Origin of the sequence: Natronorubrum halobium, from assembly GCF_051351675.1 — an archaeon.
Taxonomy (GTDB): Archaea; Halobacteriota; Halobacteria; order Halobacteriales; family Natrialbaceae; genus Natronorubrum.
The window spans coordinates 3,852,600-3,877,640 of the sequence record NZ_CP195595.1 but is presented as its reverse complement, the minus strand read 5'-3'; the positions used below and the strand labels follow the sequence as shown (position 1 = coordinate 3,877,640).

Below are 25,041 nucleotides of genomic sequence, written 5' to 3'. Positions count from 1 at the left end.
CCCGTGTGGGGCCTCGGCATGCCACCATCGCTCGTTGCCGGCGTCCATGCCGTTGCATATAAATATCCGCCGAGATTCTTCACGGGTATGCAAGACCAGGGAAGCTCTACGCGCAAGCGAACCGGTGGCCGACTGAAGAACGTCCGCAAACGCCGTAAGGACGAACTCGGTCGACTGCCGACCGAGACGCAGGTCGGCGAACAGCGATTCCGAACCGTCGACGTCCGCGGCAACGGCACGAAGACGCGCGCACTCGCCACGAACGTCGCGAGCGTCAACAAGGGCGGCGAGACCGTCTCGGCCGAGATCGAAGACGTCGTCGAGAACGACGCGAACCCGAACTACGTCCGCCGAAACATCATCACGAAGGGCGCCGTCGTCGAGACCTCGGAAGGACGGGCCCGCGTCACGTCCCGCCCGGGACAGACCGGTCACGTCAACGCCGTTCTCCTCGAGTAACCGACCTGTTTCTCGGTTCGTCCTACGGATACGGGCGAAATCCGACACTCCCGTTCGATCGCGAGTAGCCTCGCTCTCTGCGATCCGGCACCAACTCCCGATCAGACGTCCCCGATATCGGGGTTCCAGACCGGCGTCACGGGTGCTTCTAACCGGTTGAGCGCGGAAAGCGTCTCCTCGATTGGCGTCTCGTCGTCCCAGCGGTGGATCTGATACAAATCGGCGTACTCGAGTCCGAGCCGATCGAGGCTCGCCTCGGCTTGCTCGAGGACGTGCTTGCGGGAGAGCCCCTGTCCGTTCGGCCCCTCGCGCATCGGGCCGTACACCTTCGTCGCGACGGCGAGTTCCGACCTCAGGGCCGCGGCGCGGCCTTCTGGAGCGCCGTCTCGGCGATGTTGCCGCCGTAGTCGGCGCTGCGTGACAGCGAGTCGACGATCAGCCCGAGCGACTGGGCCTGCACGGGCGCTAACTCGCGCAGCATGTCGTCGATCCGCCGCGTGTGTTCGTCGATCTCGAGGACGGCCTCGCGGGCGGCGTGGCCCAGTCGGTTCGCCTCCTCGGCCTCCGCGGCGACCAGCGCGTCCATCGACTTCTCGAGGACGTCCGAGGCGTCCCCGTGGAGTTCGACGAGCGCCTCGGCGACGGCTTCGGGGATCTCCTCGAGTTTGAGCGCGAGGTTGCTGATCTTGGCGGCGTGGTCGGCGACCCGCTCGAGTTGGCGGGCGCTCGAGTGGTAGTCGAAGCAGTCCTCGCGGGGGACGCCGAGTTCCTCCGCGGCGCGCGGCGAGCGCAGCGTCGCCCGGAAGATTCGCGAGACGACGAGCCAGAGCCGGTCGACGTCGTCGTCGCGTTCGATGACGTCCTGTGCGATGTCGTCGTCGTTCTCGACGAGGGCGGTGACGGCGTCCTCGAGCATCGAGCGGGCGATGAGACGCATTCGCGAGACGGCGTTGACGATCGAGAGTTCGGAGGAATCGAGCAGGTCCTGGATGACGACGCTGTCGGTCGTCTCTTCCAAGACCTCGACCCCGACGAGGCTCTGGGTCGCGCTCCGAATCGCGCTGCGCTGATCGGTCGTGATCCGACCCGCCTCGAGCCGGATGATGTCGAAGCCGCTGACGTACATCGTCATGACGGCCCGCGTGAGTCGTTCGCCCTCGAGATCCGAGATGTCGAGCGTCCCTTTCTGGCGATCGATTTCGTTCTGTGGCGTCAACAGCAGCGAGTCGTTCTCGGGGTAGAACTCGACGGTCGTCCCGGCGCTGACGCCGTTCTCCGTCGCCCAGGGTTTCGGCAGTGAGACGGTGTACGTCGATCCACCCGTCACCTGCACTTTTCGCGTCTCCATACGCCGCGCTTTCGAGCCGGTACCTATAAATCCACCTTCCTCTATAGAGATCGAATCGCACCGATAGACGCGTTCGACGCTGTCGCCGGGGCGAGAGCCGACGAAACGGTCGGCGAGACCTGCGTCACTGATACGCTGTACCTAACGTAGAGATATATAGATAACATAGTAGAGTATTTAGATAGAATCTCCTATAGAGTTCACTGATGGGTAACGAGCCGAGGTCTGGTTCAGACGGCACGGTTTCTCGCCGTCGCGTTCTGCTCGGTACCGCCGGTGTTGGTTTGACAGGATTGTCTGGCTGTCTCGTTCGAGGCGAGGACAGTGGCCTCGAGGGAGAGATCATCATCGACGGGAGCGACACGCTACTACCGAACAGTGCCGCAGTCGCAGAACGGTTCATGTGGGAAAACAACCGCGTTCGCATCCCGGTTCGGGGCTCCGGGACGGGAGCCGGCTTCCAGCGATTCTGTGCCGGCGAAACGGTCATTCAGGACGCGAGCCGGGAGATCACGTCCGAGGAAGAGGACCAATGTTCGGCAAACGGTATCGACTGGCTCGAACTCGAGGTCGTCATGGACGGACTCGCGATTTTCGCGAACCCGGCCAACGACTGGTGTGACTGCCTTACCGTCGACGAACTGAATCAACTGTGGCAGTCCGGGTCGGACGTCGACACCTGGAGCGATCTCGATTCGGACTGGCCCGACGAGGAGGTAACGTTGTTCGGGCGGGACTCCGCTTCGGGTACCTTCGACTACTTCACCGAGGCGATCAACGGTGAGGCGGGCAACATCAGATCGGATTACACCGGAACGCCGGACACCAACGTGATCGTTCGCGGCGTTCGGGGCGACGAGAACGCGATCGGCTTCGGCGGCGCCGGCTACTACTACGAGAACGAAGACGATCTGAAACTGATCGCCGTGGACGACGGCGACGGCTGTATCACACCGACGGAAGAGTCGATCGAGGGCAACGAGTACACGCCCCTGTCGCGGCCGATGTTCCTCTACATCCGACTGCAGGAACTCCAGCGCGAGGAGGTCCGCGAGTTCGCTCGCTTCTATCTCGACAACACGCAGGAGACGGCGAGGGAGGTCGGCTACTACGCCGTTCCTGACGAGACGATCGAGGAACAACGGGAGAAGTTGGAAGACAGAATCGAGGAGTTCGCATGAGCCAGGACCATATCGATCTCTCACGCGATAGTAACGACGTCGGAACGCTCGGCGATCAGGTCGCCCGATACGTCTTCTTCGCCTGCGCGTTCCTCTCGGTGGTGACGACCGCGGCGATCATCCTCGTCCTCATCGAGGGCTCGATCGACTTCTTTGCCGAGGTCTCGTTCGTCGAGTTCTTCACCGGGACCAACTGGTCACCGCGGATTCAACCGCAGAGCTTCGGTGTTCTCCCGCTGGTGTACGGGACGCTGTTGATCACCGCCATCTCGGCGGCGGTCGCGTTACCGGTCGGTACGCTGACGGCGATCTACCTCTCCGAGTACGCCGATCCGCGGGTGCGAAAGACGGTGAAACCGACCCTCGAGATCCTCGCCGGGATCCCGACTATCGTCTACGGCTTCTTCGCACTCTCGCTCATTACGCCGATCATTCAGCAGTTCTACCCCGATACGGGGACGTTCAACGCCGTCGGCGCTGCGATCGCCGTCGGGATCATGATCATTCCGATGGTCTCCTCGCTCTCGGAGGACGCGATGAGTTCGGTGCCGGACGAACTCCGACAGGCGGCCTACGGGCTCGGCGCGACCCGCTTCGAGGTCTCAACGCAGGTCGTCTTCCCGGCGTCGATCTCCGGGGTCATCGCCGCCTACATCCTCGCGATTTCGCGGGCGATCGGCGAGACGATGATCGTCGCGCTCGCGGCGGGGATGTTGCCCCAGATTACGACCAACCCCTTCGAACCGATTCAGACGATGACGGCCTACATGGTACAGATCGGAACGGGTGACGTCTCGGTCGGCTCGATCGGCTACCAGAGCCTGTTCGCCGTCGGCCTGACGCTGTTCGTCATGACGTTCTCGATGAACGTGTTCAGCATGTGGGTCCGCGCCCGCTATCAGGAGGAGTACCAATGAGCGCAGAGACCGATTCCATCGACTCCGGAACCGACCCCACCGAGTTCGAGTTCGACGGCTCGTCGGTGCGACGAAAGCGCCTGTACGGCAAGGTGTTCCTCGGGGCCTGTATCGCAGCGACGATGGTCGGCGTCGTCGCGCTGATCGCCCTGCTCGCCGACGTCATCGTCGAGGCCTGGGGCTGGCTCACGCTCGAGTTCCTGACCTATCCCCCCTCGAATCTCATCGAGAACTACAATCCGGCGAACTACGGCGACCTCGAGACCGGGCCGGGCGGGATCTACCCCGCCCTCGTCGGCTCGATCTACCTGATCTCACTCACCGCCGTCTTCACGCTGGTCCTCGGCGTCGGCGCGGCGATCTATCTCGAGGAGTACGCACCCGACAACCGATTGACGAAGTTTATCGAGGCGAACATCTCGAACCTCGCGGGCGTTCCGTCGATCGTCTACGGACTGCTCGGGTTGGCGATGTTCGCTCGCGCACTGCAGATGGGCAGCAGCCTCATCGCGGGTGCATTGACGCTGACACTGCTCATTCTGCCGATCGTCATCGTGTCGTCACAGGAGGCGATCCGGGCCGTTCCCGACTCGATGCGCCGGGCATCGTACGGAACGGGGGCGACGAAGTGGCAGACGATCCGCAACGTCGTTCTCCCCGAGGCGCTACCCGGCATCATGACGGGGATCATCCTCTCGCTGTCTCGAGCGATCGGTGAGACGGCACCGATCCTGATGGTCGGTGCGGCGACGGCGATGTTTCGGCCGCCGTACAGTCTCACCGGCGCGTTCAGCGCCATGCCCATGCAGATCTTCGAGTGGGCGACGCTCCCCGAAGCGGAGTATCAACACGTCACGGCCGCCGGGATCGTCGTCCTCTTGACGCTCCTGTTGCTCATGAACGCGACGGCGATCTACATCCGGAACAAGTACGACCGTCGCAGTTGAACCCGGCCGAAGTGCTTCGAATCGAACGCGCTCGTGACTCGGCCACGCAGTAGCGTTCTGATATTTACGACAGCGTTCCTGTTTGTGCATTTTCATTACAGCCACAAGAATAATATCTCCGTTATCTGTACGGTGTATCGAGACATGTTCGAATGAGGCTCGTGTATCGGTTCGGTATCGCGTTTCTCGTCGTCATTCTCGTTGCAGGAGCCGTACTCGCGGTCACGTTCGACGCGCACCGAACCGACGTCGAGGAGAGCACGAACGCGTCGGTCGTCGACCGGGCGGAACTATCGGCATCGATCCTCGACGACCGCCTCGAGGAACAACGGCGAACCGTGGCAGTCGGGACGATCAATCCCGATCTCGCCGCACACGGAACGGATCGCCAGGACGAGGCGCTCGAGCGGTTCGTCGAGTCGACGGCGTTCGACGGGGCCTCGTTGGTCGACGAGGACGGGGAGGTTCAGTCGTTCGATACCACGACGCCCGGGTTCGAATCCGAGGCGGTCGTCGGTGCCGATTTCAGCGATCGCACGTACGTCCAGCGCGGACTCGCGGGCGAGCAACACGTCAGCGACCCGTTCCGCGCACAGACCGGCAACACGGTCGTCGTCATTAGCGCACCTATCGTCGTCGACGGCGAGGTCGTCGGATCGCTCAACGGTGCCTCCCAGCTCGAACGGACCGGCCTGTTCGACATACTGAACGGCGACGACGAGCGAGAGGCTATCACCGTCGCGACGGAAACCGAGACGCTGTATTCGACCGCCGATCGGTTCGACGAGACCGTCACACGCAGCGCCGACCTCGAGACCGTCGAGTGGACGGTCACGGCGCACCGTGATCGAGCGGCGGTCGACGACCGGATCAACCGACTCGCCGTCTTTCAGGCCGTCTCGGGCGTCGCCTTGCTCGGCTCGATCGTCGTCTTCGGCGGCTGGGTGTACCGCTCGAAGATCCGCCGAATCGGCCAGTTCGCCGACCGCGTCAAGGCGCTGGAACGGCGGCAGTACGACGCCGGGCCGTCGTTCGAGGGGGCTACCGAGTGGCGCCGTATCGACGACGCGCTCGAGCGACTCGGGACCGCACTGGCCCGTCGGGAACAGATGTTGCTCGTGCTCAATCGAATCCTGCGCCACAACCTCCGGAACTCGCTCAACGTGGTCGCCGGCCGAGCCAGCGACCTCGAGGAGCGACTGGACGGGGCCGAGCAGGAGTCGGCCCGGGAGATTCGGTTGGCGACGGGAGAACTGCTCACGTTAGCCGACCGGGCTCGGATGACCGAGGAGCTGCTGGATCCGGTCGGGGAGGAGTCGCCGCGGATCGATCTCGCAGCCGTCGTTCACGAACGCATCGTCCAGTTCGGGCTGACGGGAGACGACGACGCGAAGCCGAATCTGACCGTCACGGTTCCGGATCGAGCCGTCGCCGTCTGCGGACCGGAGGTCGCCGTCGCGATCGACGAACTGCTCGCGAACATCGCCGATCACGCCGGGTCGGAGCCGACCGTCGCCGTCACCGTCGAAACGGACGACGAGACCGTCCGGATCCGGATCGCCGACGACGGCCCCGGCATTCCGGCGGACGAAGCCGCCGTCATCACCGGCAACCGGGCGATCTCGCAGGTCAGCCACACCGGCGGCATCGGGCTGTGGCTGGTCGACTGGATCGTCAGCCAGTACGACGGCAGCCTCCTGATTCCGCCGCGCGAATCGAGTGACGCTGCGAGTGACGACGGGGCGACCGTCGTCCTCGAGTTCCCGCGGGCTCCGGACTCAGCGCCGAGCGATGGCAGCGAGGAGCAGAACTGACACCGACCGTTCCTATATAGCAATCAGTAGCGGTATAGGGACGACAACAGCCGAATAGAGCAGTCATAGTACACTATTTATCCGATCGACCGATCGTATCGTACGATGACAACTGCGTCTCGATCCGAGAGGCCAGACAACCGAATACGAACCGTTCAGCCCGCCAATCGGCCCGTCGTGGCACGTACGAGTGACAGCGTGATCGTGATCGAACCGAACGACGTTCCGCAACAGGTAACTGCGTGAGCCCCAAGAATCAATCACCTCATATGACCGCGAATGGCGGCGGACCCCGAACCGTATCGACGTCAGAATCCGACGGCGCTCGGTCGGACGCTTCGATGGCCGACAACGCGCCGCTCGGCTCACCACGCGTCGACGATGCCGTCATCGAATCACGGAATCTCGACGTCTTCTACGGCGACGATCAGGCGCTTCACGGGATCGATATGGACATTCCCGAGAAGCAGGTGACCGCACTCATCGGTCCCTCCGGCTGTGGGAAGTCGACGTTCCTCCGGTGTATCAACCGAATGAACGACCTCATCGACGTCGCCCGCGTCGAGGGCGACCTCTACTTCCACGGGAAAAACGTCTACGACGACGACGTCGACCCCGTCGCCCTCCGGCGGAAGATCGGCATGGTCTTCCAGAAACCCAACCCGTTCCCCAAGAGCATCTTCGACAACGTCGCCTACGGACTGCGCGTCCAGGGCAAGGACGACAACGACGTCGAGGAACAGGTCCGAACGGCACTCGAGCGCGCGGCGCTGCTCGAGGAAGTCGAGGACCAACTCGACTCGAGCGGCCTCGATCTCTCGGGCGGCCAACAACAGCGGCTCTGTATCGCGCGAGCGATCGCCCCCGACCCCGAGGTCATTCTGATGGACGAGCCGGCGTCGGCGCTGGACCCCGTCGCGACCTCGAAGATCGAGGATCTGGTCGAGGAGCTCGCCGAGGAGTATACGGTCGTCATCGTCACCCACAACATGCAGCAGGCGGCCCGCATCTCGAACAAGACTGCGGTCTTCCTCACCGGCGGCCACCTCGTCGAGTTCGACGACACGAACAAGATCTTCGAGAACCCCGAGAGCGACCGGGTCGAAGACTACATTACCGGCAAGTTCGGATAGTCGGCGATTCCGGAGCCGTTCGTTTTCGCTTCCACCTTCGGATTCACGGTCGTCGGTTCGGCCGGCGCTCGGTTTCGACGTTCTCTGCGGCCGTTCGTTCGCCGAGCGAACTGATCGCTCGAGGACCGATCGAATACGGCTGCTGCACCGAGACGCACCGATACGGGACCGGCTCTCGCAGACGTTCCCTCGCCGTCCGCCGAACGGCTACGCATCGCCGGAAACACCACCCTCATAGGCGTTCGCTTGAGTCGATCACGTACACACTACTCTCCTATGAATTGGCAGTACCGGCATCTGGTTCTCGTCCTGTGTATGTTAGCCTTCTTCGTCACCTACTTCGCGAGGTTGGCGATCAGCCCGGTCGTCCCCTTTATCACGGCGGATTTCGGGATCTCGAACACGCTGATCGGAATCGCCCTGACGGGCATGTGGCTCGCGTACGGTCTCGCGCAGTTTCCGAGCGGGATCCTCGCCGACCGATACGGGGAGAAGCTGATCATCCTCGTCGCCGTCGGCGGGACGACGGTGATGAGTCTGCTGCTCGCACTGTCGCCGGTGTACGGCGTATTCGTTCTTGCTTCGGTCGCTCTCGGCGGCGTCGCGGGGCTTCATTACGCCGTCGCGACGACGCTGCTGTCCAGGACGTTCGACGATATCGGGACTGCCATCGGATTCTACTCGATCGGCGGACCGCTGGCGGGGCTGGTCGCGCCGGTCGTGGCGGCCTGGGTCGGGGTCCGGTACGGCTGGCGTCCCGCCGTCGCGTTGACGGCGATCGTCGGCGTTCCGATCTTCGTGCTGTTCGCCTGGCGGATCCGCCCGACCGAACCGCGGCGGCCGGACGAACCGCTGCGGGAGAGCCTCGAACTCGACTCGCTCGTCGGGCTGCTCTCCCGATCGACCATCGCGTTTCCACTCCTCATCGCGATGGCCGGCACGTACGTCGTCCAGGGACTGCTGTCGTTTTTCCCGGCGTTCCTGATCGCGTTTCACGGCTACACGCCGACCGCGGCCGGCGTCGCGTTCTCCGTCTTCTTCATCATCCGGGCGTGCGGCCAGCTCGTCCTCGGCCGGGCCTCCGACGCCTACGGACGGGACGTCGCGATCGGCGGATCGATGCTCGCCGGCGCGGTCGGGCTGCCGCTGGTCATCCTCGACCCCGGACGCCTCGCGATGGCCGTCGGCGTCGTTCTGGCGGGTATCGGCTCGAGTTTCTTCGCGGCGATCGACCCGCGATTCATGGACGCCCTCCCCGTCGAGGAACGCGGAACGGGGTTCGGGCTCGTTCGAACGGTGTACACCGTCCTCGGCGCTGCCGGATCGGTCGGCGTCGGTCTCACTGCCGACCTGTTCGGCTGGGGGGTGGCCTTCGGAACGCTGTCAGTCCTCTTTTTCGCCTCGTTTCTCGCCCTGGTCGCGAATCGAGCACTCGGCCTCGGATACTAGGGAGACGCCTCGAGAGCGGCCTACGGAGTGGGGAGAGCGGTTCCCGATCGGGCAACGTTGGCGATCGTCTCGGTTCGCCGGTTCTCGTCACCGTCTCGTCCCCACACCAGCACCCCAGTGTCGCTTCTGGACGCGGCTGGTGCCGTCGCAGTGAGCGCAAGCTATATCTTCGCCCGGAAAGGTGCGTGAATCATGGCTCGGAAATCGTATCAGGAGAAACTCACGGAACTCCGCGAGGATATTCTCTACATGAGTGAGGTCGTCATGGAGCGGCTTCGGATGGGACTCGACGCACTGGAGCAGAAAGACGACGAACTCGCTCTCGAGGTGATCGAGGGCGACGGCGAGATCAACCGGATGTATCTCGACCTCGAGCAGGAGTGTATCGATCTGCTGGCGCTGCAGCAACCGGTCGCGAGCGACCTCCGGTTCATCGCCGCCTCGTTCAAGATCATAACCGACCTCGAACGGATCGCCGATCTCGCGGTCAACCTCGGGGAGTACACCCTCGATGCCCAGGAGGACCTCTTCCCGGACGTGGACGTCCAGGAGATGGGCGAGTTGACGCTCGATATGATCGAGGACGCGATGGTCGCCTACGACACCGAAGACGTCGAGGCCTGTCGGGAACTCGCCGAACGCGACGACGACCTCGATCACTTCGCCGAACGGGCGAGCGAGATCGTCGTCCGGGACCTCATCGAGCGCGAACTCGACTCGCCCGAGGAGGTCGAAGTACTTCTGCAGGACGTCTCTCGGCTGTTACTGACGATTCGAGATCTCGAGCGTGTCGGCGACCACGCGGTCAACATCGCCGCGCGAACGCTGTACATGGTCGAGAACGACGACGAACTGATCTACTGAGAACGGCGATTTCGGGACCGAACTCGAGTCGGCCCTCGACCCGTTTTTCGAATCGAATCGTTCGGACAGCCGGGATCGCAGTACCGTCCGTTGTCGGTGCGGAAACTGCCGGTCAGGAGATCCGGTCGCCGGGACGCCAGCGGCGATCAGTAATTCGACGAGACCGATCGCCGGCGAGCAACGAGGCGGAGACCGCACCGATCGTGCTGGTGAGACGGCACTCGCGATCCATCGGTTCTCGAGCGGCGAGACGCCCTACTCGAACGGTACGTTCGGTTATCGACGGTTTCGTGCAGGTAGCTGCGCGAACGAGCGCCCTCAGCGATGATTTCGCGGTGGCGTCCCCGTGAGTAGCTGGCCGACGTCGTCGACGTTTCGCGTCTGTACGAGCAGGTCCGCAGCTTCTCGAACGGTGAACTCGGCCTCGAGTTCGACGCCGTAACAGCGGGTGTAACACTCGAACCAGCGGTTCATCGCCCGCTCGAGGGCGGCGAGTTCGGCCGGCGAAAACGGAACCAGTCGACCGCCGGTTCTGGCCTCGACGTAGAGCCAGATCGCTTGCCCCGCTCCCTCGCGGAGGTACGTCGCGGCGTCGTCCGGCTCGGCTCCTTCGGCCCCGTCGTCGGCCGCCACGGCAGTCCGATCTCGCTCCGCACGGCGCTCGAGGGCCGCGATTCGAGGGCCGTAGCGACTCATAGCTATCCCTCGCGGTACTCGACGCCCTTGCCGCCCCGCGGATGGTCCCACTCGGTATCCGCGACGATCGCACAGGTTCCGCACTCGATGCAGGGCTGGGTGTCGAGGCTGACCAGCGTCTCCTCGCTGCCGTTCGTCTGTACCGTCTCCGAGCGGTAACAGCCGCCGCCGAAGTCCTCGGCGCTAACCGGACAGGCGTGGACGGCCGCCCCGCTGGCCTCGGCGGACTCGTCCTTGAGTTTGATGTGGGGGTTCCCGACGTCCGTATCGTAGGTGAGATCCCCGATGCGTTCCTCGAGCGACGGCGGCTCGATCTCGCTGCCCCAGTGAATCGCTCGGCCGTGTTCCTCGGCGATGACCGTCGGCAGCGTGACGTAGCCCGTACTCGTGTCGGGCAGCATCGACACCAGGAACGGCGAGTTGTAGGCTCGCTTCAGCAGGCCGTTCGCGATCGGGTTGCCGACCGCGAGCGAACCGACCGGCGACTCGAGCACCCGGTCGACCGCGTTTGCAACCGCGTCTCGCTCGCCGACGGTCCGGCTGAGTTCGTAGCGCCGAGGCCGGAGTTTGTCCATCGTGCCGGATTTCTCGAGCATCTGTGCGTAGCGCCGACCCGCTGACTCGGACGCGACGTTGCCGCGGGTGACGACGAAGGCGTCGGCCGCGAGCGCGCCGGCGGTGACGGCGTGGTTCATCCCCTTGATGATCGGCCCCTGGGCCTGCATCTGGCCGGCGGCGTCGCCGACGAGCACCAGGCGGTCCTGGTACGGCTCGGGGTGGGCGACCTTCTTCGAGTCGGGGACGAGTTTCGCCGAGTACTCGCGTTCCCGATAGTCGTCGCGGAGCCACTGGGCCAGCAGCGGATGGGTGAGCAGTGCGTCGAGTAGCTCGTGTGGCTCGGCTTCCTGCTCGACGAGGCTGTCGAGGTGGAAGACGGTCCCGATCGACAGCGAGTCCTCGTTCGTGTAGAGGAACCCGCCGCCGCGGACGTCCTCGAAGAGATCGCCCGAGAACAGGTGGGCGACGCCTTCGTCCGCGTCGATATCGAATCGGTTGTCGATCACGTCGGGATCCATATCGACGACGGCCTTGACGCCCTGGAACCACTCGTCGGGTTCCTCCCAGTCCATCAGACCCGCGTCGCGGGCGAGTTCGGAGTTGACGCCGTCCGCGCCGACGATCAGGTCGGCTTTGATGGGATCGAGTTCGTCGCAGGTTACGCCGACGATCTCACCGTTTTCGCGGAGCAAGCCGTTGACCCGAACGTTCGTCAACACGCCGCCACCGGTCTCGCTGGTCTTCTCGTGGACCCGTCGCTCGAGCCAGGAGTCCATCTGCCGGCGGAGCACCGCGTCACACCAGTCGGTGTCGTGTTCGTGGAGGTCCGTCAGGTCGTAGCTCTTGACCTTGTTCCCCGCGATGTTGTGGATGTGGTAGTCGGTGACCGGCCGTTCGGCCGCCGCCTCGCGGAAGCCGTCGAAGAGGTCGTCGATCGTGTAGGCGGCCGACTCCTCGGCGTAGATCAGTCCGCCGGAGACGTTCTTCGATCCCGCTTCTGTCCCGCGCTCTAAGACGAGCGTTTCGACGCCGTGATCGGCCAGTCGCGCGGCGGCCGCGGCCCCGCCGGGCCCACAGCCGACGACGACGGCCTCGTAGTGTTCGTACTCGTTACTCTCTGTGCTCATCAGTCGTCACCTCCGCTGCCGTCTGCGACTGCCTCGAGTTCGATCTCGCCCGATTCGACCGCCCTCGTCAGCCGCGGCAACACCTCGAACAGATCGCCCTCGACGAAGTAGTCCGAGAAGTCACGAATCCGGGCGTCGGTATCCGTGTTGATCGCGACGATGGTATCGGACTCGTCCATACCGACCTTGTGCTGGACGGCGCCCGACACGCCGGCGGCGATGTAGAGGTCGGGGGCGACGACCTGCCCCGTCTCGCCGATCTGGCGCTCCTCCTTCGAGTACTGCTCGACGTGTCCGTCGAACTGGTAGGAGGAGGTGACGATCCCTCGCGTGATGCCGAGTTCGGCGTCTTCGAAGGCGTCGACCAGGTCGAGTCCGAGCTCCATCCCTTCGGTGGGATCGTCCGCGATTCCGCGACCGAGACAGACGACGACTTCGTGGCCGGTGAGGTCGATCCCGGCCTCGAGCTGGTCGTACTCGGCGATCTCGACGCGGAACCACTCCTCCTCGAGTTCCATGTCGTGCTCGATCACGAGACCCTCGCGGTCGGGGTCGCGTTCGATGGGATCGAAGCTGCCGGGGATGATCGACGCCCCCTGCGGGTGGAACTCCCGGCCGGGATTGTCGAGACAGAGGATCGTCGAGTACTCGAAGCCCGAGAAGTCCGGCCGCTTCATGTGGAGGACCTTCTCGAACGTCTTTTTGACGCCGGGTTCGCCGGTCTTGACCGGATTGGACACTTCGTTCTCCTCGATGAAGAGGTCCGAACAGTCCGAGGCGAGCCCGGAATCCAGTTCCGCCTGCACCTTCGCCGAGAGGTCGCGACCGTTGTTCGTCGCCGGGAACAGGACGTAGCGCGGCTTGTCGTACTCGCGCCAGTCGGTGCTCTCGACGGTCCCCTCGCCGCGGGCCATGTGGGCCGAAATTTCAGTATAGGGTTTGTGCAGGAATCGCTCGAGTCGGTCGTCGTCGTGGTAGACCGCGACATCCGCGCCGTAGGCGATGCACTCCTCGGCGAGTCCCTCGCAGTCGTCGCCCATCAGGAACGCGACGACGCGCTCTTCGTCGTTGTAGTCCTCCTCGAACTGGTCCATCAGCCGCCGGGCCTTGCCGAGCATCTCGAGCGAGACGTCGAGCAACTCGCCGCCCTGGGTCTCGCAGAACACCCACATGTCGGCATACTCGCCGTCCGCGAGGGCTCTGACGTGGCGCTTGTCGCGCGTCGGGTGTGAGAGACCGTCGTCTTCTTCCTCCTCGTCGGCCTCGTCGGGCTCCGACTCCGATTCGTCGATCTCTTCGTCGCTGATTTCCTCTCCTTCGGCTTCGTCGCCGGTGTCTTCCTTCGTCTCCTCGTACTCGCCTTCGGTCTCGGTTCCTTCCTCGACGCCGCCGCTGTCGTCGTCCGCATCGACGGCGCCGACGGCCTCGAGACGGCGGTGAACCGCCTCTCGAGCGGTCTGTCGATCCTGCCCGGCCTGTTCGGCCTCGAGGATCGCCTGCAGTTCGTCCGCGTCGTCGATCGTCTCGAGTTCGTCGGTCAGTTCGTCGACCGTGTGTTCGGTTGGGTCTACGTCGGTCATCTCAATCACCCGCTCCTGCCGCGAAGGGTTGCATCTCCTCGAGCACCTCGCTCATCCCGTCCTCGTCCCCGGGATCGATCATCGTCGCCTCCCGTTCCGAGGGAGCTTTGGGGATCGGATCGACCGACGAGACGATCGTCGGCGAGCCGTCGAGTCCGATGTAGTCCGGATCGAGGTTCAGATCCTCGTGGTTCCACGTCGTCAGGTGCTCGTCGTGGTCGGCCGCGCGTTCCTCGGTCTCCGCTCGAAGTCGTTTGTGCGTCAGCCGGTGGGAGGCCCTGCGGTAGGTCGGTTCGAACTCGGGGTCGGTGACGACGAAACAGGGCAACGGCGCTTCGACGGTCTCGATCTCGTCGGCGTCGCCCTCGACGAGTCGCTTCGCCCGGAGCACTCGCTCGTCGGGATCGATGTCGAGCGCGAGGACGTGCGTGACGATCGGCCAGTCCATCGCCCACGCGGTCTGGGGCCCGGTCTGCCCCGTCTCGCCGTCGGCCGATTTGAAGCCGGCGAAGACGAGGTCGATGTCGCCGACCTCCTCCTGATAGGTCTCGAGGCCGGCACTGAGCGTGATCGCCGTCGCCCACGTGTCCGACGCGGCGAGTTCCCGGTCGGAGAGCAGGTAGTTGTCGTCGGTGTAGACCGACTCCATGGCTTCCTTCAGGACGTCGGCGTAGCCCGGCGGTCCCATACTCATTCCGCTGACGTGCCCGCCGTGGCGGACCCTCGTCTGCAGCGCCGCCTGGACGGCGAACTTGTCGTTCGGGTTCATCACCGTCGGCGTCTTTCCGCGCTCGAGATGGCCGTCCTCGTCGAACGAGACGGCCCCTTCCGAGAAGTCCGGCACCCCTTTTGTCAGCACGATCGATCGCATCGCACCCTCCGTTTCGGTTTCGCGTCTGTCATTCCCATGCCTGTCAACCCCTATCGTAATTATCGGTATTAAGAATAGGGGTAAAAATCGCCCAGAGAAGTCCGCGTTTCGCTTGCTAGTCGTTCGATCGGAGCCGATCACCGGTATAACACGGGCCCCTACCCGATGAGAATTTGCTCGAGAACGGACGAGTACGTCCCTGAGACGGACGACGAGGGGGTGTTCGGCCGATTGTCATCCGATGGTCGGCCGATGATCACCCGATTCAACCGACGATCATTCGGGGTCGCGTTCGGTCGTCCCCATCGTGATCTCGCCGTTGGCACGGATCGTGCCGTCGACTTCGGCTTCGGGTCCGAGTTCGAGGTCGTTACACGAAACGTCGCCGAGGACGCGAGCGTCCGGTTCGATCGTGACGTCGCCGTCGCGGGTCGTCAGATCGCCGTGGATTCGCGTTCCCTCGCCGACGGTGACGTCGCCTCGCGCACGGAGACTGCCGAAAATCGTCGTATCGGTGCCCACGTCGATCGTTTCGGCACGGACGTTGCCGTGGAGGCGGCAGTCGTCGCCGATCGTTGCGGGCGTCGAGACCCGCCAGGCGTCGTCGCTGACGGTCGCGTTCCGGGGGATCACGAGCGGTTCGACGTCGGGCTGGGCGTCCCCCTCTTCGTCGACGAGTTCGGAGACGAGTCGCTGGGCCGTGTCCTCCTCGCCGACGAGCAGGAGGTGTTTGAGGTAGACGAACAGGAGCACGATCGTCGGCATCGGATTGCGGATGACGATCCACCCGTTGGCCTCGAACCCCTCCTCGATCTCGACGTCGTCACCGATGTCCAGATCGCCGGCGACTTTCATCTCGCCGGCGACGTGGACCCGCTCGCCGATGTAGGCGTCTTGTCCGACCAGAACGTTCTCGGCGACGTCACACCACATGTCGAGTCGGCAGTCGCCCTCGGCTTCGATGGCACCGCCGAACTCGACGCTCTCGCCCGCGAGTACGTTCCGGCCGCGGACGCCGAAGTCGATCGTCGATCGAGTCCCGACGAGGACGTCACCGTCGGTCACGAGGTCGACTTCCTTGGCTTCCGTCCCGTCGGGAATGACGAGTTCGTCGAGCGGATCCCTGCTAAATGCCACGTTTCAGCCCAAAGGAGTTATCCAGTAATAAATCTCGCGCGTCGTCCGCCATCCGTCTGACGCGCGTCTTACGCTCGTGCGGGGGCAGTCGCCTCTCTTTTATGGGTCCCCTCGCGTACATTCGCATATGACTACACTCGCGTTCGACGACGAGGGCGTCGACGTCGTCTACGAAGGCACCGAGTTCCGCCTCGAGAAAGAACTTATCGAGGAGGCCACGGAGAAGTCCTACTACGACGTGACCGACCACGAAGTGCTCAAGATCGTCGCCGAGCAGCCGAACCTGCGGGGCGAACCGCGGCGCGTCGGCGATATTCTCGACTGAGCGCCGGCCGATTGGCGACGCAGACGTTCGCGCGAGCGTCGGCCGGCTTCTCGTTCGAACACCGCACCGGCCAGTCAGTCGATCGTCGGCACGGGCACCGACTCGAGGACGCGCTCGATGATCCGCCCCTTGTCGGCGTCGTTAACCGTCGCGTCGGGCGTGAGGACCAGTCGATGTGCCAGGACCGGCCGAGCAACCCGTTTGATATCGTCGGGACTGACGTACTCTCGGCCCGTGACGACGGCGTACGCGCGGGCCGCCTCGAACAGCCGTTGCGTGCCGCGCGGGGAGACGCCGGTCTCGACGCGGCCGTCCGTCCGGGTTTTTCGGGCCAACGTTGCGATGTACTCGAGCAGATCCTCGTCGACCCGAACCGTCTCGGGTACCCGTCGTAACTGTGCGACCTGCTCCGGTTCGAGGACGGGGTCGACCGACGGACTGGTCGTGTCGCGACTCGCCCGGCGTCGGAGCAGTTCGACTTCGCCGCCCTCGTCGGGATACCCCATCGCCGTCTTGACGAGGAAGCGGTCCACCTGCGCCTCCGGCAGCGGGAACGTCCCCTCCTGCTCAACGGGGTTCTGGGTCGCGATGACGAAGAAGGGATCCGGGAGCACACGGGTCTCGCCGTCGACCGTGACCTGGCCTTCCTCCATGGCCTCGAGCAGCGCGGCCTGCGTCTTCGGCGGCGCGCGGTTGATCTCGTCGGCCAGCACGATGTTGGCGAAGATCGGGCCCTCCGAGAACTCGAACTCCCGATCCTGTTCGTTGAAGATGTGCGTGCCGGTGACGTCGGACGGAAGTAGATCGGGCGTAAATTGGATGCGCGAAAACGAGAGTCCGAGCGCGCTCGCGACCGTGCGTGCGGTCAGCGTCTTCCCCGTTCCCGGTACGTCCTCGACGAGGACGTGGCCGCGGCCGACGACGCCGAGGAGGATCTCCTCGAGAAAGGCTCGATCACAGATGACGGCGTCGCCGACCGCCTCGAGGACGGCTTCGCAGTCGGCGGTCGCCTGAGTTCCGTTCATAGCTCACGGGTCGCACGCTCGTGTCAAATGGATTTCGCTCTCGAGGGACGAGAGCCAGTCACATTCGGGCGGAAAAATCGAAACGGGTAAAAACGTCTCCCGGGTAGGTATGGATGAGCCGAGATAGCCTAGCCCGGCCAAGGCGGTAGATTCGAAATCTACTGTCCTCACGGACTCGGGAGTTCAAATCTCCCTCTCGGCGCTTCTCAGCGACACACAACGACGAACGAAGTGAGTCGTCCGTGTCGCTGGAACGCGGAACGGAGATCCGAACTAGACGAGTCGCAGCTCGCGCAGCGACCGAAGGGAGCGAGCAAGAACGTCTCGGCGTAGTTCAAATCTCCCTCTCGGCGTTTTCAGCAGCACAAAACGGTGAGCGGAGCGAGCCGTTCGTGCTGCTGAAAACTCGCACGGGGAGATTTGAACGAGAGAAGACGCAGCGCGACCAACGGGAGCGACCGTCTTCGCGTTGTTCAAATCTCCCTCTCGGCGCTTCTCAGCGACAGACAACGACGAACGAAGTGAGTCGTCTATGTCGCTGGAACGGGGAGCGGAGATTTGAATGAGACCGAGGCTCTGCGCCTACGGCGCAGGTTCTCGGGCGTGGTTCAAATCTCCCTCTCGGCGCTTTTCTGCGACCAGCACCACCGAGCACCGCGTAGCGTGCGCTCGGTATCCGTAAGCGGAAAACGACCCGGAGATCTGAACTGGACGGGGCGCAGCGACCGAAGGAGCGAGCAAGACCGACTCGAGTACGCACACGTCCGAACTGATCGGTGAGAGCGCTGCCTGCCGCAACTACGTGTTGCGTACGAGGTGCACTACGATAGACGCTGCGCTCGTTCAGCGAAGCGCGTGAGAACGGGTATCGCGTTTTCAGTCGGTACGATCGCGTACGGCAGGGAGCGTAAACGAGAACGTCGTTCCGTCGTTCGGGCCGGAGTCGATCCAGATCTCGCCGCCGTGGCGTTCGACGATCCGCCGACAGAGGGCGAGACCGATTCCCGTCCCGGCGTGTTCCTCGTGGCTGTGGAGCCGCTGGAACACCTCGAAAACCCGGTCTTCGTCCGCCGAATCGATGCCGATCCCCTCGTCGCTGACCGAAACGATCCACTCGTCCTCGTCGCGAGTGGCGGAAATCGTCACTCGAGGCGGCTGCTCGCCGCTGTACTCGATGGCGTTGTCCAGCAGGTTCTGGAACAGTTGGCGGAGCTGGCTGGCGTCGCCCGCGACGGTCGGTAACGACTCGCTGGTGATTTCGGCGTCGGACTCCTCGATCCGCCTCTCGAGATCCAGCAGGACGTCGTCCAGCACGGCCTCGAGATCGATCGAATCGAAGGACTCGCCCCGCGTATCGATGCGAGAGTACTCGAGAAGTCCCTCGATCATCGCTTTCATCCGCTCGGCGCCGTCGACGGCGTAGTCGATGAACTCGTCGGCGCTGGCGTCGAGTTCGCCGGCATACTGGCGCTCGAGTAGCTCCAGGTAGCTCGTGACCATCCGCAGCGGTTCCCGTAAGTCGTGGGAGACGGCGTAGGCGAACTGCTCTAAGCGTTCGTTGGACTCCTCTAAGCGACGCTGGTACTCGTGGCGCTCGGTGATATCGAAATGCGCGACGGCGACGTACCGCCGATCGCCGTCGGTAAACGGTGCTGCCCGCATGAGGAACCACCGCCGTTCGTCGGGGGAGTGACACGGGTATTCGAATTCGAGCAGTTCCCGTTCGTCCTCGAGAATCTCGGATAACCCCACGGCGGCGGTCCGTGCGGTCTCCGTCTCCCCGTGTGCGGTGATCTCGAGATAGTTGGTGCCGACGGTATCCGGCTGCAGTTCGAGATCGTTCGCTCTGCCGAACTCCCGCCACGCGCGATTCGTATGCAGGATCGTCCCCTCCTCGTCGAGGATCGCAAAGTTGATCGGGAGCGTGTCGACTGCCGCTGGAACGAGAGCCTCCGGCTCTCGAGATTTCATGGACGGTCACAGTCGGCCGACGGAGAAAACGTTGTTCCCGTTCGGGCCGGGAGGCGTTGCGGGCGGTACGGACTCTCCGCCGGTTCGAACGTCGGACGTCGACCGGGTATCGCGTGTAACCCGGCCGATCGTCGACTCCGATTGCATGTCATTCGCAAGCACCCCGTTTATCGATATCTGGCTGGTAGTTGCGTGCCAGCAACTAGCAATGAAACGGAACCGGACTAACTGCACCGAACGGTGGGGTGAGGTGGAACGATGAACGACGACGACAGCCGTGAGCGTGACGACGAGGAGACGTTCCATCCGCTCGGTGAATCGTGGCAGGACGGCCTCGAGGACGCGCTCGAGGACACCGAGTACGACGCGGAGTTAGGGATGGAGATGGCGAAAGACGCCATGCGCGTCACGGAGGGGGAGCTCTCCGAGGAGGCGTTCTACGACCGGTATCACGACGACGTCGTCGAGGAGTTCGGCGAGGACAGCCGCCCTATGGCCGACGAGATCGAGGCGTCCAGGGAGGACGGGCGATTCGAGGAGACGCTCTCGCGGTTCGGCGTCGGCGAGGACTCCCGCCGCAGCGTGATGAAGAAGATGGGGGGTGCCGGGGCCGTGGGACTCGGCGCCTGGGGCGCAGCTAACAGTGGCGGAAACGACGCGGAGTCCGCGTTCGTCCAGGACGAGGAGCAGGAGGCGGACGAACCCGACGATACGAACGGCGACGGCGTTCAGTGGGGGATGACGCTGGATCTCGAGCACTGTGACGGCTGTCTCTCCTGCGTCGTGGCCTGTCAGGCGGAACACGACTGGGATCAGGGGGCGAATTGGATGTACATCCTCGCGTACGAGGACGACACCGTTTCGTCGCCCGATGCCGACGAGTTCGAGTCGACGGAGGATTTCGAGTTCCTGATTCGACCCTGCCAGCACTGCACCGACGCTCCCTGCGAGAAGGTGTGTCCGACGACGGCCCGACACACCCGCGATTCGGACGGCCTCGTCCTGACCGATTACGACGTCTGTATCGGCTGTCGCTACTGTCAGGTCGCGTGTCCGTACGGCGTCAACTACTTCCAGTGGGAGGAACCGGAGGTCGACGAAAGTGAACTCGAAGAGGATCACGTCTACGACGATCGTAATCGACCGGTCAGCGCCCGCGGACCGCGCGGCGTCATGGAGAAGTGTACGTTCTGTCCGACCCGTCAGGACGGGTCGAAAGGCGAGGAACTGGTCGGGAGGACCGCCTGCGAGGACGCCTGTCCGCCCGAGGTCATCCAGTTCGGCGATATGAACAATCCGAACAGCGATCCGCAGCGGTATATCGACGAGACCGCACGGAGCCGAACGCTCGTCCGACTCGCGGCCGCGGTACCAGAGCCGGAGACTCTCGAGGAAGAACTGGACGGCGAGGACGCAGACCTCGAGGCCATCGTCGACGCCGTCGAGGACCTCGACGAGGAGACGATCGGACTGATGCTCGCCGTCGAGTTGCTGCGCGATCCGGACCAACCCGAAGTGGAGGGGAACAGTAGTCTGGTCGAACAGGAAGCGACCGTCACCGAACTGGTCACCGTTCTCGAGGATCACGGGCTGGACCTCGAGGACGAAGAGCTCCTGATCGAACTCGACCTCGCCGAAGAGCCCGACGAAGACGAGGAGTTCGAGGGGGCGACCGAGGAGCTCGCGGAGGAGCGACTCGAGGCGTTCGCCGGCGATCCCGATTCGGAGTTCAAACTGCTCGACAACATCGGCACGGACCCGAACGTCGTCTATCTCGGCAACGAGCCCGGGCCGGACGCCCACCAGGTCGAGGGACCGGTCTCCTACGACGACGTGGGTCAGGTCGACAACCGAAAGGACGTCCTCGACGAGGGAACCGTCGGCATCGACGGCCTGTCGCTCTGATCGGACCGGCGGCTCGACTCGCCGGCTTCATTACGTCTGGCTCGAACGTCCACGTATGGACACTCGTCAGCGACTGATCGTCGGGAGTCTCTGGATCGGGGTCGCAGCGCTGATGGCGATTACCCTCGAGCCGGGCGTTCCGTCGACGGTCGGCGAAATCGCACGACTGTTCGTCGTGATCGTCGCACTGTTTCTCGCCGCTATCTACCTGTTCGATCCCTGGAACATCCACAGTCGACTGCTGCTCGATCAGGAGTAGTCGAGCGGGACGAACGGGGTCGCTAAAACGGATCGCCGCGGACGGTCGTCAGTCGTCGGCCGGCGCGAGCGGCTGCTGATCGGCCGCGAGAAGTCGATCGAGCGCATCGACCATCGCTTCGACGCTCGCGCGCGTGATGTCGGCTTCGCTGCGAGCGACGGTGACCGAGCGGTCGTTGCGGACCATCGTCACCTCGACGGTGACGACGGCGTCGGTACCGCCCGTTACGGCGTCGACGTGGTAGGAGTCGAGTTCGGCGTCGGCCATCGAGCCCAGCGCCTCGCGAACCGCGGAGACGGCGGCGTCGACGGGACCGGAACCGGTGCCGCTGGCGACGCGTTCCTCGCCGCCGACGGCGAGTCGAATACTCGCGGTCGGGACGGCGCCACCGCTCGTCGCGGTGAGGTCGAGCAGTTCGACCACGCGCTCGCGGTCGTCGCCGGTAACGTCTTCGGCGATGGCGAGCAGATCGGCGTCCGTCACCCGGCGGCCGCGGTCGCCGAGTTCGGTGACGCGGTTCGCTATTTCGGCGACTGCGTCGTCGTCCGCGTCGACATCGTGTTCCTCGAGCGTCGCCTGAACGCCCGCGCGCCCGGTGTGTTTGCCGAGTGCGAGCCGTCGTTCTCGCCCGACCGTCTCGGGCGCGTAGGGCTCGTACATCTTGTCGTCCTTGAGCGTGCCGTCGGTGTGGATTCCGCTCTCGTGGGTGAACGCGTTCTCGCCGATGACGGCCTTGTTCGGCGCCAGTTGGATCCCCGTCGCTCGGGAGACCGTCTGTGCGAGGCCGTACAGTTCCTCGAGTTTGAGCGTCTCGACGTCGTAGACGTGGGAGAGCGCGATGGCGACTTCCTCAAGGGCGACGTTGCCGGCGCGTTCGCCGAGGCCGTTGACGGTGCAGTGAACGAGGTCGGCACCGGCGGAGACGGCCGACAGCGCGTTCGCGACGCCCAGTCCCAGATCGTCGTGGGTGTGTGCGCTGACCGGCCCCAGCGCGGCGAGTCGGGAGACCGCTTCGGCGGTGCGCTCGGGGCCCGTGTGGCCGACGGTGTCGGCGAAACAGACCCGATCGGCGCCGGCGTCGAGGGACGCTCCCATGAGTTCCTCGAGGTAGTCGAGATCGGCTCGGGAGCCGTCCTCGCCGATGACCTCGATCCAGAGATCGTGGTCGGCGGCGTACTCGACGAGTTCGGCGGTCTTCGCGAGGTTGTCCTCGCGAGAGGTACCGACCTTGCCCTCGACGTGGCGGTCGCTCGAGGGGACGACGAGGTGGATGCCGTCGACGTCGCAGTCGAGCGCGAGGTCGATGTCGGTCCGGATCCCGCGACAGAAACTGGTGACGCGGGCGTCGAGATCGAGGTCGGTCACGCGGGAGATGGCCTGACGTTCACCGGCCCCGGTACAGGCGCTGCCGGCCTCGATGACCGACACGCCGGCGCGCTCGAGTCCGCGCGCGATTTCGACTTTCTCGTCTGGTGAAAGCGAGACACCCGGCGCTTGCTCGCCGTCGCGAAGCGTCGTATCGAGAAGGCGGACGGTACGGTCTGGGGAAATCGTCTGCTCGGCGGAGTGAGTCACAGGTAAGAGTGAAGAGTGAGGGCTTTCATCGCTGAATTTCACGCCCAGCCGGGTTGCCCCGACTTCCTCTATCCTCGGACTCCGGCGTTGAGAAGGGTTCTCGTGCCATTGTATCTCCCCCTATCGAATCACGGTAACTTAACTCCGCCGGTCACGGTACCATCTGCGCGAAGCGTCGTCCGCGAGCCGACGCGCCGTCGGGACCCGAACACCCATTCCACTTCCCGTCGTAGCACTCCTCGAGTATGGATCCAACCCTGGAGCCGCTCGCGCGATCGCTTCGCGAGGCCCCGGTCGTCGACCGAGACGGCTACGAGTACTTCGTCCACGGCGTCACCGACGGCGTCCCGCCCGTCGATCCGTCGGTGTTGCGGGCGATCGCCGACGGCATCCGCGAGCGGGTCGACCTCGAGTCCGTCGACACGCTCGTCGCGCCGGAAGCGATGGGCATTCACCACGGGACGGCGCTCTCGCTCGCGACAGACGTGCCGCTGGTCGTCGTCCGCAAGCGCTCCTACGGCTTTCCGGACGAGGTCGCCGTCCACCAGGAGACCAGCTACGGCGAGGGGGAACTCTTCCTGAACGGCGTCGACGCGGGTGATCGCGTGGTAGTCGTCGACGACGTCCTCTCCTCCGGCGGGACGATCGAAGCCGTCTGTACGGCGCTCGAGGCCGTCGACGCCGAGATCGTCGACGTCGTAGCCGTGCTCCGCCGGGTCGACGCCGACCACGAAAATATCTCGCGCGACGTGACGAGTCTGCTCGACGTGCGGGTTCGGGACGGGGCGGTCGAAGTCGTCGACTGATCGCCGGACGAACTCACTCGTCCTCGAGGACGAGTCGATCGCCGGCCTCGACGTCGTCCGCGGTCCCGGCGGGAAGTTCGACGAGCAAGTCACACTCCGCTCGAGCAAAACTGCGCCACGGTTGCAGTCGTTCGACGCGCTGGACGACGTCGTCGACGACCCAGACGGCGTCGATGGGGAAGGAGACGAACAGCATGTGGACGTCGCGCGTTTTGGCCGTCTCGAACCGGAACACGAGCGCGGAGCCGTCGGGGAGCGATCGACGGAACATCAGCCCTCGAGTCTGGCTCAGGAGCGACTCCGCGAGATCGACGTCGGTCGCCAGTACGTTGCCGCGGCTCACCCCGTCGGTATCCGTCCGTGAACCGGTATCGCTTCCGACAGTAGAGTGGTGAACCAGCTGCACGCTCTCGGCTCTGGCGGGGAGTAGCAAAAACCTTCTCGCTGACACCGAACGCGGACCGGTCTCCCGGGGCTCACTCGCCGCCGAACGAAAACGTCTCGTCGTCGGCCGTTTCGCCGTCGTCTGCGTCGTCGGTTACCGTGGTCTCGTCGTCGGTATCGACGGCGTTGAGAACCTCACCGGTGGCCGTATCGACGTACAGCGCGTTTACTCGCTCCTCCGGGAGGTCCTGATAGACGTTCTGGAGATACTCCTGCCGCTCTTCGTCGTCGTCTACCTTGAGGGTCGGTGCTCCGGCTGACGCTGCGACGAGTTGCGTGTTCCGTTCGTCCCAGTTATCCAGCGCCTATGCCTCCTGAACCGCCGCATCCTGCTGGTCGTTGAGGACCGTCGATTCGACGCTTTCGGTGAGTGCTCCCGTCGCGACGACACCGAGCGTACCGATCGATACGCCCAGTACGAGCAGAATGAGCCCGAACTTCAGCACGTAGCTTCGCCGAACGACCCCCGGAATACTGTTGTGAACTCTGTCCCGCATAGCTGATGGCGTTCCCCATTCCTATTATCCTTTACGAAAAATCACATCAGGACTCTCTCGACCTCTATTTTTGTCACCGATTCGCTGTTATTCACCGATAGGTCGGGGAGAGAGACACGCCTCGCTGTCGCTCGAGAGCGGTTCCGCTCGAAA

23 protein-coding genes, 1 tRNA gene and 1 pseudogene are annotated in these 25,041 nt (G+C 64.2%); 13 read left to right on the top strand and 12 right to left on the bottom strand.

From position 1 onward, the window contains the following. The first annotated feature begins 87 nt into the window (after window positions 1-87). The gene (locus tag ACSFC7_RS19285; RefSeq protein ID WP_436344431.1) at window positions 88-459 is read left to right on the top strand and encodes a 30S ribosomal protein S8e; all 372 of its coding nucleotides are present in this window, start codon (window positions 88-90) and stop codon (window positions 457-459) included. Between the two features lie 149 nt (window positions 460-608). Here the strand turns inward: ACSFC7_RS19285 and ACSFC7_RS19280 are convergent. Beyond that, window positions 609-812, bottom strand: a pseudogene (locus ACSFC7_RS19280) (aldo/keto reductase); the annotation flags it as partial. Further along, window positions 812-1,807, bottom strand: coding sequence for a PhoU domain-containing protein (locus ACSFC7_RS19275; protein WP_436344430.1), 996 nt, complete (start codon window positions 1,805-1,807; stop codon window positions 812-814). The pseudogene ACSFC7_RS19280 and the gene ACSFC7_RS19275, both read right to left, overlap by 1 nt. A gap of 206 nt (window positions 1,808-2,013) precedes the next feature. On the opposite strand from ACSFC7_RS19275, the gene ACSFC7_RS19270 reads away from it, so the two are divergent. The 7 genes from ACSFC7_RS19270 to phoU all read left to right on the top strand — a co-directional run bounded on the left by ACSFC7_RS19270 (window position 2,014) and on the right by phoU (window position 10,112). After that, window positions 2,014-2,988 (top strand): PstS family phosphate ABC transporter substrate-binding protein, encoded by a 975-nt coding sequence (locus ACSFC7_RS19270; RefSeq protein WP_436344429.1) that lies wholly within the window; start codon window positions 2,014-2,016, stop codon window positions 2,986-2,988. Beyond that, a complete protein-coding gene (gene pstC / locus ACSFC7_RS19265) occupies window positions 2,985-3,905 on the top strand; it encodes a phosphate ABC transporter permease subunit PstC (RefSeq protein ID WP_436344428.1) in 921 nt (306 codons plus the stop codon). Before ACSFC7_RS19270 ends, pstC begins: the two co-directional genes overlap by 4 nt. Continuing rightward, the gene (gene pstA / locus ACSFC7_RS19260; RefSeq protein WP_436344427.1) at window positions 3,902-4,852 is read left to right on the top strand and encodes a phosphate ABC transporter permease PstA; all 951 of its coding nucleotides are present in this window, start codon (window positions 3,902-3,904) and stop codon (window positions 4,850-4,852) included. Before pstC ends, pstA begins: the two co-directional genes overlap by 4 nt. Window positions 4,853-5,004: 152 nt before the next feature. After that, window positions 5,005-6,666 carry a cache domain-containing sensor histidine kinase gene (locus ACSFC7_RS19255; protein WP_436344426.1) on the top strand — a complete coding sequence of 554 codons (1,662 nt, stop codon included), beginning with the start codon at window positions 5,005-5,007 and terminating at the stop codon, window positions 6,664-6,666. A 269-nt stretch (window positions 6,667-6,935) separates the two neighbouring features. Beyond that, window positions 6,936-7,799: a phosphate ABC transporter ATP-binding protein PstB gene (pstB, locus tag ACSFC7_RS19250; protein ID WP_436344425.1), complete on the top strand. Its 864-nt coding sequence runs from the start codon at window positions 6,936-6,938 to the stop codon at window positions 7,797-7,799. Between the two features lie 276 nt (window positions 7,800-8,075). Next, entirely contained in the window at window positions 8,076-9,248 is a 1,173-nt protein-coding gene (locus ACSFC7_RS19245) for an MFS transporter (protein ID WP_436344424.1), read from the top strand. Window positions 9,249-9,440: 192 nt separating this feature from the next. Beyond that, window positions 9,441-10,112, top strand: coding sequence for a phosphate signaling complex protein PhoU (phoU, locus tag ACSFC7_RS19240; protein WP_436344423.1), 672 nt, complete (start codon window positions 9,441-9,443; stop codon window positions 10,110-10,112). Between the two features lie 318 nt (window positions 10,113-10,430). Here the strand turns inward: phoU and ACSFC7_RS19235 are convergent, their stop codons facing one another. From ACSFC7_RS19235 to ACSFC7_RS19215, 5 genes are all read right to left on the bottom strand, one after another. Next, window positions 10,431-10,808, bottom strand: a complete 378-nt coding sequence (locus ACSFC7_RS19235) for a hypothetical protein (RefSeq protein ID WP_436344422.1) — start codon at window positions 10,806-10,808, stop codon at window positions 10,431-10,433. Between the two features lie 2 nt (window positions 10,809-10,810). Then, entirely contained in the window at window positions 10,811-12,493 is a 1,683-nt protein-coding gene (locus ACSFC7_RS19230; RefSeq protein WP_436344421.1) for an FAD-dependent monooxygenase, read from the bottom strand. After that, on the bottom strand, window positions 12,493-14,073 hold the full coding sequence (locus ACSFC7_RS19225) for an electron transfer flavoprotein subunit alpha/FixB family protein (protein WP_436344420.1): 1,581 nt from the start codon (window positions 14,071-14,073) through the stop codon (window positions 12,493-12,495). The genes ACSFC7_RS19230 and ACSFC7_RS19225 overlap by 1 nt, the downstream gene beginning before the upstream one ends. A 1-nt stretch (window position 14,074) precedes the next feature. Next, the gene (locus ACSFC7_RS19220; protein WP_436344419.1) at window positions 14,075-14,944 is read right to left on the bottom strand and encodes an electron transfer flavoprotein subunit beta/FixA family protein; all 870 of its coding nucleotides are present in this window, start codon (window positions 14,942-14,944) and stop codon (window positions 14,075-14,077) included. Window positions 14,945-15,220: 276 nt separating this feature from the next. Next, window positions 15,221-16,081 carry a polymer-forming cytoskeletal protein gene (locus ACSFC7_RS19215; protein ID WP_436344418.1) on the bottom strand — a complete coding sequence of 287 codons (861 nt, stop codon included), beginning with the start codon at window positions 16,079-16,081 and terminating at the stop codon, window positions 15,221-15,223. Window positions 16,082-16,208: 127 nt separating this feature from the next. Here ACSFC7_RS19215 and ACSFC7_RS19210 point away from each other — a divergent pair, with 127 nt between their 5' ends. Then, window positions 16,209-16,406 (top strand): DUF5800 family protein, encoded by a 198-nt coding sequence (locus ACSFC7_RS19210; protein ID WP_436344417.1) that lies wholly within the window; start codon window positions 16,209-16,211, stop codon window positions 16,404-16,406. A 74-nt stretch (window positions 16,407-16,480) separates the two neighbouring features. On the opposite strand, the gene ACSFC7_RS19205 is transcribed toward ACSFC7_RS19210, so the two are convergent. Beyond that, window positions 16,481-17,431, bottom strand: coding sequence for an AAA family ATPase (locus ACSFC7_RS19205; protein ID WP_436344416.1), 951 nt, complete (start codon window positions 17,429-17,431; stop codon window positions 16,481-16,483). Window positions 17,432-17,548: 117 nt separating this feature from the next. Here ACSFC7_RS19205 and ACSFC7_RS19200 point away from each other — a divergent pair. Next, window positions 17,549-17,633: transfer RNA gene (locus tag ACSFC7_RS19200), tRNA-Ser, on the top strand. Window positions 17,634-18,307: 674 nt separating this feature from the next. Here ACSFC7_RS19200 and ACSFC7_RS19195 read toward each other — a convergent pair. Further along, entirely contained in the window at window positions 18,308-19,402 is a 1,095-nt protein-coding gene (locus ACSFC7_RS19195) for an ATP-binding protein (protein WP_436344415.1), read from the bottom strand. A 258-nt stretch (window positions 19,403-19,660) separates the two neighbouring features. On the opposite strand from ACSFC7_RS19195, the gene ACSFC7_RS19190 reads away from it, so the two are divergent. Together ACSFC7_RS19190 and ACSFC7_RS19185 are read left to right on the top strand one after the other, a co-directional pair. Then, entirely contained in the window at window positions 19,661-21,307 is a 1,647-nt protein-coding gene (locus ACSFC7_RS19190; protein ID WP_436344414.1) for a 4Fe-4S ferredoxin N-terminal domain-containing protein, read from the top strand. Between the two features lie 55 nt (window positions 21,308-21,362). Next, on the top strand, window positions 21,363-21,566 hold the full coding sequence (locus ACSFC7_RS19185) for a hypothetical protein (protein ID WP_436344413.1): 204 nt from the start codon (window positions 21,363-21,365) through the stop codon (window positions 21,564-21,566). Window positions 21,567-21,614: 48 nt separating this feature from the next. Here the strand turns inward: ACSFC7_RS19185 and ACSFC7_RS19180 are convergent, their stop codons facing one another. Next, window positions 21,615-23,141, bottom strand: a complete 1,527-nt coding sequence (locus ACSFC7_RS19180; RefSeq protein ID WP_436344412.1) for a (R)-citramalate synthase — start codon at window positions 23,139-23,141, stop codon at window positions 21,615-21,617. Between the two features lie 245 nt (window positions 23,142-23,386). Here ACSFC7_RS19180 and hpt point away from each other — a divergent pair, with 245 nt between their 5' ends. Then, window positions 23,387-23,947, top strand: coding sequence for a hypoxanthine/guanine phosphoribosyltransferase (gene hpt, locus ACSFC7_RS19175; protein WP_436344411.1), 561 nt, complete (start codon window positions 23,387-23,389; stop codon window positions 23,945-23,947). A 13-nt stretch (window positions 23,948-23,960) separates the two neighbouring features. Here hpt and ACSFC7_RS19170 read toward each other — a convergent pair whose 3' ends face one another. Both ACSFC7_RS19170 and ACSFC7_RS19165 read right to left on the bottom strand, forming a co-directional pair. After that, window positions 23,961-24,353: a DUF192 domain-containing protein gene (locus ACSFC7_RS19170; protein ID WP_436344410.1), complete on the bottom strand. Its 393-nt coding sequence runs from the start codon at window positions 24,351-24,353 to the stop codon at window positions 23,961-23,963. Window positions 24,354-24,696: 343 nt separating this feature from the next. Beyond that, window positions 24,697-24,888, bottom strand: coding sequence for a hypothetical protein (locus tag ACSFC7_RS19165; protein ID WP_436344409.1), 192 nt, complete (start codon window positions 24,886-24,888; stop codon window positions 24,697-24,699). Window positions 24,889-25,041 lie beyond the last annotated feature (153 nt).